Here is an 8,508-nt window from a genome sequence, read left to right on the forward strand (position 1 = left end):
TCTTATTCTCCATTTCTTACTTTTTCAACTAATAAACTACTTGCGATATCATTCGAGCGTAGAAAGGGGAGACTGGACTTGGAAAAATCCTGAACTCCATGACATCTCTCTCCATTTTTACAGTGCTGATTTTTTACGACGCTTATGGCAACCAAGGCCAGCAAACCGACAACTGCAATGAAGATGCCCCATCTTTTACTTTTCATAGCTCCTCCTTTTAGAGAACAGCTGCCTGCCGAATCCAGTCCAACCTCTCTAAGTCAAAGTCATCTGGAACAGTACAGTCAGCTCCCAGAAGAACGCCTTTACTACCAGCTTCAGCCAGCAACCGTCTTGTTTCATTTTGCAATTCTGCCTTGGAACCTTGATAAAGCAAGCTTTTCTTGCCATTTTCGAATCCACCTAAAACGGCCTTTCCTGGAAACAACTCTTGCCCCTGTGTCAAACTAACACCCTCATGGTGGGTCGCCCAGTTGACCACTTGAGCTGGATAATCCTTAAATATCGTCACATTATTGCTCGCACCTTCAAAACCACAGATATGGAGGATATTGATCCCACCAACCTGATTGGCTGCTTCCAAAATCGCTATATTGCTCGGTTCGATATAGGTTTGGTAGAGTCCTGGTGCGATGCGCTCATCTTGAATTTCCTGGGTGCTGAGGTAAATCCCGTCAACACCGCCTTGCTGGATGATTTTCTGAGTTAGAATAGCAATATCTCCTGCAATCACATCTAGAATCGCTCTGAATTGCTCAGGATTTTCAAGCAATAGATCAGCCACTTCCCTATCTCCTCGAGAAGTTTCTGTACGGAACCAGCGCTTGAGGTAGGAGATAGGCGAAAAGATATTGTAGAAAGAAGCAATCTCTTCTGTAAAGGTATCTCGAATCGCTTGTACCACTTCCACCTGTTGCTGAATCCATGGGTGTTCCTCACCAATCGACTCAATAGAAGTCAGCTCCTGAATGCTTGCAATCTTAGGATTATAGACATTACTTGGATAAAGGAAAAAACCATCGCTCATAATTTTGACAAAATCAGGACGAATCCTTTCCACATAACTGCGATGTCCGTCAACACTTTTTTGAAAGATACGTGGATTGTTTAATCCCTGCCCCTTTTCTTCGAGTGTTACAAAATGAAACCAAAATCCCACAGGAACTCTTTCCACTTCATCGCCTCGAATCGCTCTAAAGACTAGATCTCTTTTACTTGCCATACCTTTCTCCTTCCATTTGGATTGAAACCATCTTACCACTCCTTTTTTCCTTTTTCCAATATATATTGACTATCAACTCGATTGGAAATTTTTATATCTATGAAGAAAAAAATCCCTGAAAAGCTTGATGTTACTAGCCTTTCAAAGATTCACTTTATTTTCATCTATTTTCCAAAAAGAAGCTGATATAGATTTTCTATCAAGCCGATTGAATTTTTTTATATCCATCTTCATTCCCAAATTAAGTACATAATTTTATCCTAATACCAAATTACTACTGAAAAATTTCTTTTCTCTCGATATTTCCTTGCACAAATCCCATGAAAACGCTACAATATTAATAGACTATTATTAGGAGGATGGGATTATGAAAATATCCAAAGTTACCATTACAATTGCTTCTACACTTACTTCCGTCATTTTACTGACTGGCTGTGGCACAAATTCGGCAAATTCACAGACAACACAAAGTAGTACATCTGATAATCAGGTTACCATGACCTATGATCAGTTGCGTTCAAGAGAGAACACTATGTCAACTCTTTGGTATCAAAAAGCAGCTGAAACCAAGGCACTCTATCTACAAGGTTACAATGTCGCTACTGATCGTTTGAAAGAACTACTAAAAACACAGACAGATAAACCCTACTCTATCGTTTTGGACTTGGACGAAACCGTATTAGACAATAGTCCTTATCAAGCGCAAAATGTCAAAGACGGAACAGCATTTACCCCAGAAAACTGGGATGTCTGGGTAAAAAAAGCAGCAGCCAAGGCTGTACCAGGTGCTAAAGACTTTCTCCAATTTGCAGACCAAAACGGTGTCCAAATTTACTATGTATCTGACCGCACGATAGATCAGGTAGATGATACGATCAAAAACCTAGAAAACGAAGGAATTCCTGTACAAAGCCGCGATCATCTCATGTTCTTAGAAAAAGGCGTCAAATCTAAAGAAGGTCGTAGACAAGCAGTCCAAGAAAAAACCAACTTAGTCATGCTACTAGGAGACAATCTTGTGGACTTTGCAGAGTTTTCAAAGACCTCTGAAACTGAGCGCGACCAAAAATTAGAGGAATTACAAAAAGAGTTTGGTGAGAAATTCATCATTTTCCCTAACCCAATGTACGGATCATGGGAAAGCACTGTTTACAATGGTAATAAATTGGATGCCAAGGGTCAAACTGAAGAGCGCAAAAAAAACTTACAAGGTTTTGATAAATAAAATAAGAGAGCTATCTACCAGTTTACACCAACTACAAGATATCGTATTTGCGAGAATAGCGAAAAAAGACGATTTCCAAGCGGAGATCGTCTTTTAATAGGACAGACTTCTCCAATTCAAAATGTACTTCATTTAGTATATGTGTAGCCATAAATCATATTTTCTAAATGGTTTATACATGACTGTTCGTCAGGGAAAGCAAATATGCAAAATTTAGAAATTTTGATATAATAGAACTATCAAAAAGTAAAGGAATGATTGGTATGAAAGCAATCACAGCTCACAGCTCACAGCTCACAGCTCACAGCTCACAGCTCACAGCTCACAGCTCACAGCTCACAGCTCACAGCTCACAGCTCACGCTGATTATGTAATCAAGCGTATTTTTTGTCAAGCCCTAAAACAGACTTTTTCACATTTTTGTGAGAAGGTCTTTTCTGTTGTGTATGAAAGTGAGGGACTTGTATGAATCAGGCATTCGAAACAGCGATTCAACAAGCCCTACGAGAGGTGGTAGAAAGCTTTGATGAACAGTATGTAGCTGAGGGACTATTAAAAAAAGATGCTATTATAGTAGATTTAGATAATTATAAACCTGAGTTGGTTGAAAAGATTTTGACAAATGCAATTCTAAATGAAGCATTTACCGAGGATATTGCTGGTGCGACAATTTTGAAAATCAATGATATCATTCAAATGCTTGAGGTTGATGAATATTGGTCAAACTCTTACACGCGTTACACCAACAAAATCGGATTAGCGGTAAATAATCGCTATTTAGATGAAACAACAGATGTTGTCCTAAATTTCCCTTACAAAGATAGTATCTTAAAAGCTGGTATGACTAAAGATGATGTATCGAGGGAAGATGCTGAAGAATCCTTTTTAAATGAAATAGTTGCTCGAGAGGAGATTGATGTCCTCCTTGATGAAAAGATTTTTAAAAATGTTAAGATATATGATAAAAACGGCTCTTCTCCTGTATCAGAAATCAAGCATACGGATAATCTGATTATCAAAGGAAATAATCTATTAGCACTCCACAGCTTGAAAAAACGATTTAGTGGAAAAATTAAGATGATTTATCTTGATCCACCTTATAATACAGGGAATGAGGATACATTCGATTATAATGATAGTTTTACGCGTTCAACTTGGTTAACTTTCATGAAGAATCGTTTAGAAATATCAAAAGAATTATTATCCGATGAAGGATTAATTTTTTTGCATATTGATGTAAGCCGAGCAAATTCCACTAATATTGTAGGGACAGGAATGCAGCCATATTTACATATTCTGATGGATGAAATATTTGGAAGTACAAACTATATTGCAACATTACATTGGAAGAAGAAAAAACAACCATCGTTTCTTAGTAGAGTTGCTGGAATAATGGAAACAATTATTGTATTTGCTAAAAACGAAAAAAATATCTCAAAATTATCAATAGAAGGTGCTACTGATACAACAAAACGTGTTGATAATGCAAGCAATAAGAAAAGCCAGAGACTGATTTCATCTGGAGTTGCTTATCAAGGTGCAGATAAAAATACTATTATTAAAGCAGGAACTTACAAAAATAAAACAATGGAAACTACCTTTTTGGATGATGTTGTTATAAAGGATGGTTTCACACAAAATTCTGTTAATGTTATTGCTCACTGGAGAACGTCTCAGGAAAATATTAATAACTATATTCAAGAAGGATTACTATATATTACTGCTTTGAATTCTTTTAGAAGGCTTTCAACGGAAGAAGAAAAAGGTAAACCTAAAGCAATTACTGATTTATTACTTGACTGGGGGCAGAATCAAGATGCAACAGATGAATTAAAAATACTATTTGGTGATAAAACTTTTTCAACTCCAAAACCAGAGAAGTTAATAGAAAATATAATTAAATCAAACACCGAGGAAAACGATCTTGTCCTTGACTTCTTTATGGGTTCGGGAACTACTGCAGCAGTTGCTCACAAGATGAATCGTCAGTACATCGGTATTGAACAAATGGATTATATTGAAACCGTAGCGGTAGAGAGATTAAAGAAAGTTATTGATGGAGAACAAGGTGGCATTTCTCAAGATGTTGCTTGGTCTGGCGGTGGTTCATTCATTTATGCTGAATTAATGGACAAAAATGCAACCTTTATTGATGCTGTTCTTAACTCTAAACATTCTGATGAATTAAAGACTATCTTTGATGACATGAAAGCCACACTTGATTTTGATTTCAGAGTGGATTTACAAGAAGTCGACCAATCTATCTGGGATGAAGATTTGGAAATACAGAAAAAAATTCTTGTGAAGATTATTGACAAAAACCAACTCTATCACAACTACTCTGAAATTGATGATGAAACCATTAAATCGCAATTATCCCAATCAGATTATGATTTCAATAAGAGTTTTTATGGAGAGAAATGATGGTTAGAAAAGCAAAGAAAAAAGAACTGATCTTTGAACTCTTCGATGAATTGAAACAGCTGGATATGGATATTTTGAACGAACAGCATGGTTGGGAATTACCACAGTATATTGTAGAAAATCTCAAGCATGAACCACGTTCTTATCAAAGTGAAGCTATTCGCTATTTTCATTACACTCAAGCATCAGATACTTTCAAGTTTCGAAAACCAAGACAGCTGATGTTCAATATGGCAACTGGTTCAGGAAAGACTGATTTGATGGCTGGTTTAATCCTCTATCTTTATAAAGAAAAAGGGTATCAAAATTTTCTGTTTACAGTGAATACAAATGGTGTTCTGAGTAAGACCATTGATAATCTAACGAGTGCTCAATCTACTAAGTTTCTTTTCAATTCTAACTTAGAAATTGATGGGGAACATATCTTTATCAACCAGATTTCAGGAAGATTTCCAGATTTTCCTAATAAAAATGTAATTAATATTAAGTTTGTTTCAATTCAGACGTTGACAAATGACCTCTTCACACAGGCAGAAAATATCATGTCATTAAAAGATTACCAGAAGACAAAAATGGTTATTCTGGCGGATGAAGCCCATCACTATTCTGCTTCTACGAAAAAGAAAAATAAAGCAGAATTGGAAAAAGTCTCATGGGAAAAATGCCTACTTAATCTCCTTCACGCACATGCTGATAATCTCTTGCTAGAATTTACCGCAACGCTTGATTTTGACGATGAGACTATTTATCAAAAATATCGAGATAAGATTATTTACCGTTATACCTTGGATTCATACATCAGAGAGCGATATTCAAAAAATGTAAGACGCATTCAGACGGGAAATTCCAACGAAGATAACATGCTTAGTACCGTTCTTCTGAGTGAATATCGTCGCAAATTTGCTCTAGAAAAATTTGGGATTGAGATAAAACCAGTCATTCTTTTCAAATCACATAAAATTGATGCTTCCTATGAAGCAAATAATCTATTCAATGAGATGATTGATAGTCTGACTGTGGAAAGTTTAAGATCGTTCCTTATTTCGCAACTGAGAAGTGTATCAGAAGAGCAAAGCCATACCCTACAGCTAGCTTATCAGTATTATCTCGAAAAGGATGATCTTTCAACTGTTGTTCGAGAAATTAAGCGTGGTTTTTCACCAGCTAGAATTCTAAATGCAAATGATTCAGATAGTGGCTCAAAAGGGTTGCTAGAAACAGGACAGTACCAAGCCCTCAATTCGCTTGAATCGCCCAATAATCTGTACCGTGTAGTCTTTGCCGTAGCAAAATTAACAGAAGGTTGGGATGTCCTCAATCTTTACGATATCGTTCGTATTAGCAACTTGGGGAAAATGAATGATAAAAGAGATGCTAAATCAACCAATTCCGAGGCTCAGTTGATCGGACGTGGGGCACGATACAATCCTTTCTCCTTAAATCAAAAGATTTCTTACCAAAGACGATTTGATGAATCAGATGAAACAGCAAGTCTTTTGTTGGAAACACTACACTACCATACCCTTAATGAGCCACAATACATTAAGAATTTGATGGCATCACTTGACAAGATGAATCTTGCGACTGGGACTGATGAAAAAAATCCTCCAATTGAAATCAAACTGAAACCCTCTTTCAAGAAAACCCAAATCTTTAAAGCAGGTAAACTTTACTATAATGAGACTGAGGAAATTCCTGACAGTCACTATGTGAATTTACGTGCATATGGTATTGAAATTTCTAAGCTAGCCAATGTAACCTATTTAAAATCCACCTATGAAACAGCTTACCTTTCAGCTGAAGCAATAGAGTTAAAAACGTCCCAATTGAGGGGAGTTGATATTCGTTATTTTAAAAAATCAATTAGCCGCTCTAACTTTTTCCGATTTGAAAATCTGAAAAGATATCTTCCAAATCTCAAGTCTATGGAAGACTTTTGGGGTGAAAATTGGCTAGATTTGCAAAATCTTACACTCTCTGTCACAACAGAAAAAGAAACCATTGTAGAAGATTTTTCCGCTATGGAAAAGCTGAAAATTGTTGATAACTTTTTTAACCTACTGGTTGCCCAAATAAAGGCAGGTTATCGCAAAGCAAGAGGTACGAACCGCTTTATCGGATATCCAATTACAGAATATCTCGTTGATTATCGCAAACGAATACCTAATTATGATACAGCTAAACATAGTGGCTCCTTCATCGAACAAAAAGTAGCTAATATTAGTTTTGAAAAATTTGACTTTTTTGCTTATCAATCAGCTATAATCAATAGAAATGAAGAAAATCTAGTTAATGCTATTGCCAACCATATTGATGAACTAAGAGAACAATACGGTGATGTTTTCCTCATTCGAATGGACGAAAATATGCTAAAGGGGACAGATAAAGTTGAACGATTGAAATTGCACCAATTTGAAGAAAATCCACGGGAAGTCAATTTTTCAGGATTTCAACCAGACTTTATCCTACTTCTTCAAAATAAGGATTACTATCTTCAAATCTTCATTGAACCCAAAGGTGAACAATTGGCAGAAAAAGATAGATGGAAGGAGGAACTTCTTTCATATATCAACGACCATCAAGAAGATTTGATTTTTGAAGATGAAATTGATGGAGTTATCATCAAAGGACTTAAATTCTATAATCAAGAAAATAGTAAACAAACACTCAATCAATTAGCACAGATAGCTCTTGAAAAACCACATTTTGGTGGAAATATTAGGCTGGACTTATTCTAAATATCAAAAAGACGATTTCCGCTTGGATAATCGCCTTTTTTGCTATTTTATCTTGTAGTTGGTATAAGCTGGTATATATTCCCTAGAAAGTATGCTCTATCCCTTGTACCAAAACTGTAGTCCCCATTAATCGGTGTGTGGCTATCGTAGTCTTTCATTTGAATGGAAGTTCTATCTGCACTATCAAAAATCGTTCTCTCTGTTCTTTTGATTCCCTCTGAGTTTGGGACTGATCCAGACTAGCATAGCAATAATACTTGATTTCTTTTCAGGATAAATAACTTAGTCATTAATACAGTGCCTCCTTACCCAAGGATACCAAGACAGAGCAAAAAAGTCTAGATCAACTAGACTTTTTTGCTCTATAATATTTGTAGTGGGTAAATCCCCCATAGATATTATGGAGCCTCTTTTGTTTATGTTTATTCCTTATTATGACTTAGCTAAACAGTTTTTTCCGTGTGCTAAAATCGTTCTCGATCATTTTCACATTGTACAATACTTAAGCCGTGCTATGAGTCGTTTGCGTGTCCAAATCATGAATCAGTTTGATCGGAGATCGCACGAATATAAAGCACTGAAACGTTACTGGAAACTCATCCAACAGGATAGCCGTAAACTCAGTGATAAACGATTTTATCGACCAACTTTTCGGTCACACTTGACCAATAAAGAGGTTCTAGAAAAGCTGCTTTCATACTCTCAAGAACTTAGATAGCACTATAATCTCTATCAACTCCTACTCTTTCATTTTCAAGAGAAACAAACGGAACATTTCTTTAGTCTTATTGAAGAAACAATTTCTTCTGTAAATCCTATTATTCAAACTGTTTTCAAGACCTTTTCGAAAGATAAAGACAAGATCATGAATGCACTGGAACTTCCCTACTCAAACGCAA

General features: G+C 36.1%; 5 protein-coding genes and 1 pseudogene. 4 read left to right on the top strand and 2 right to left on the bottom strand.

All coding sequences use genetic code 11. The annotated features are described in order from the left end of the window. Positions 1-2 precede the first annotated feature (2 nt). Entirely contained in the window at positions 3-206 is a 204-nt protein-coding gene (locus tag HMPREF1149_RS07095) for a hypothetical protein (RefSeq protein ID WP_000837740.1), read from the bottom strand. An 11-nt stretch (positions 207-217) separates the two neighbouring features. Next, a complete protein-coding gene (locus HMPREF1149_RS07100; protein ID WP_000157310.1) occupies positions 218-1,222 on the bottom strand; it encodes a uroporphyrinogen decarboxylase family protein in 1,005 nt (334 codons plus the stop codon). 367 nt (positions 1,223-1,589) lie between these two features. Here HMPREF1149_RS07100 and HMPREF1149_RS07105 point away from each other — a divergent pair, with 367 nt between their 5' ends. The 4 genes and pseudogenes from HMPREF1149_RS07105 to HMPREF1149_RS07120 form a co-directional block, all read left to right on the top strand. Continuing rightward, on the top strand, positions 1,590-2,447 hold the full coding sequence (locus HMPREF1149_RS07105; protein ID WP_000703386.1) for a 5'-nucleotidase, lipoprotein e(P4) family: 858 nt from the start codon (positions 1,590-1,592) through the stop codon (positions 2,445-2,447). Positions 2,448-2,912: 465 nt separating this feature from the next. Then, positions 2,913-4,871 carry a site-specific DNA-methyltransferase gene (locus HMPREF1149_RS07110; protein WP_001070518.1) on the top strand — a complete coding sequence of 653 codons (1,959 nt, stop codon included), beginning with the start codon at positions 2,913-2,915 and terminating at the stop codon, positions 4,869-4,871. Then, a complete protein-coding gene (locus tag HMPREF1149_RS07115) occupies positions 4,871-7,609 on the top strand; it encodes a DEAD/DEAH box helicase family protein (protein WP_000251769.1) in 2,739 nt (912 codons plus the stop codon). Before HMPREF1149_RS07110 ends, HMPREF1149_RS07115 begins: the two co-directional genes overlap by 1 nt. Before the next feature lie 418 nt (positions 7,610-8,027). After that, a pseudogene (locus tag HMPREF1149_RS07120) lies at positions 8,028-8,508 on the top strand (transposase); the annotation flags it as partial.

This window comes from Streptococcus sp. BS35b (assembly GCF_000286475.1).
Taxonomy (GTDB): domain Bacteria; phylum Bacillota; class Bacilli; order Lactobacillales; family Streptococcaceae; genus Streptococcus; species Streptococcus oralis_W.